The 1,495-nt window shown below is 49.8% G+C and carries 1 protein-coding gene; it reads right to left on the reverse strand.

The features are described from left to right. Positions 1–151: 151 nt before the first annotated feature. On the reverse strand, positions 152–1,375 hold the full coding sequence (locus FKP33_RS26685; RefSeq protein ID WP_258313572.1) for an ISL3 family transposase: 1,224 nt from the start codon (positions 1,373–1,375) through the stop codon (positions 152–154). Positions 1,376–1,495: the final 120 nt, after the last annotated feature.

Here is a 1,495-nt window from a genome sequence, read left to right on the forward strand (position 1 = left end):
GGCTCTTCGCGCTATTAGGTGGGTTAATGCCTATTAACGAGATTCATAACCCTTCCGCTTGTTTGGAGAATCTCATAGGAAGAAGAAGCCGTCAAGAAGAGCGCTTGACCGCTCCTTCTTCCTATGAGGCGGGGTCACAAGGCGGTAAGGATTATTGTGCTCGGCGAGCCCCGAGCATTGGCAAACGGAGCTTGTTCGCCGTCATGTAGACCATGGCGATCAGGTTTTCAACGTTACGATAGCCACGCGCTCTGCGCTTTGCAGCTTGAACTAACCCGTTAATGCCCTCCAACAGTCCGTTGGTCATTTTGCTGTGGAACCAACGTAAGATGCCTTCCTCGTGCAGCTTAATGGTTTTTGCCAGACCAATCATAGGCGTGAGATGTGACCGAATCGCCCAACCGATCCACTCCCGGAGGTATACATCCGCAAAGATATGTGGCACGCTCCAAAAATCCTGCATGGCTAGCTTTAAACGATACGCACGACCGGTTTGCAGTTTGCTGTCTTTCAGCCGCGTCAGCGTTTCCTTCTGTTCTGCCTTTAAGTTTGACTCGTTCTTAAGCCAAATATATTTGGTGTGTTTCAACTCCGGCGTTTGCTTTTGCTCGGCAATCCGGACATCATCAACGGCTTCATTTACCAACTTCATGACGTGAAATTTATCAAAGGTGATCTCGGCTTGGGGAAAGTAATCTTCAATTCCCCGAATAAACGCCGGGGACATGTCACAGCATACTTCCTTAATCTGATCGCTACTAGCGCCTTTGGTGACCAGCAGCTCCTTGAATCGTCCCAGCGTATCCATTCCCTTACCTTCGGTTGCAAACAGCACCGTTTTGGCCTCGGCATCAAGAAACAGCGTAATGTACCGATGACCGCGGCGGGAGGACGTTTCATCGATCGCAATCCGCTTCACACAGGTTAAGTCCAGTTCGGCCATCGCTTTTTCCACGTAGTGATGGAAGATCCGCCACATCCGCGTGTCATGCTCGCGCAGTTCCCGCGCCGCTGCGTTGACCGGCATTTCCGCCATGAGTCGCATCGCCCAAGCTTCAAAGTGTAGCGTAAAATGCGATAGCGGCCTTGACCATTTTACCGGTACTTGCGTCACTTTCTTGCAACTGCCGCAGTTCGTTCTCGGTACCCGGGCATGCATGTAGGTTTTCCAATTCCAGAAGTCCAGATGACGCCATTTCTTCACTTCCGCATCATACGCTTTACTTTCGGCTCCGCATACGGGACAAGCAAAAGTTGCTCCACGTTCGAAGTCGATGAACAAATGCCAGGCGTCTTCTTGGTTATCGAACTCGACGTGCATTAATTTCCACGGTTCCTCCAACTGTAGCGCTACCTTAAACATTTCGTAAATCATGTTATCCTTACTGCTTAATGAGGTCCACATCATTCATCCCGCCCTAGTAATGTTCTTACTTGGCAGTATTGACTATTTCTCTATTAAGCAGACATCAGGCATCCACTATAGCGACGAAGC

The sequence above is a fragment of the Paenibacillus sp. tmac-D7 genome (assembly GCF_006519665.1).
Taxonomy (GTDB): domain Bacteria; phylum Bacillota; class Bacilli; order Paenibacillales; family NBRC-103111; genus Paenibacillus_G; species Paenibacillus_G validus.

Excerpts from the sequence above, each read along its gene's own strand:
- FKP33_RS26685 (WP_258313572.1), bottom strand. The coding sequence starts at position 1,375 with ATGATTTACGAAATGTTTAAGGTAGCGCTACAGTTGGAGGAACCGTGG.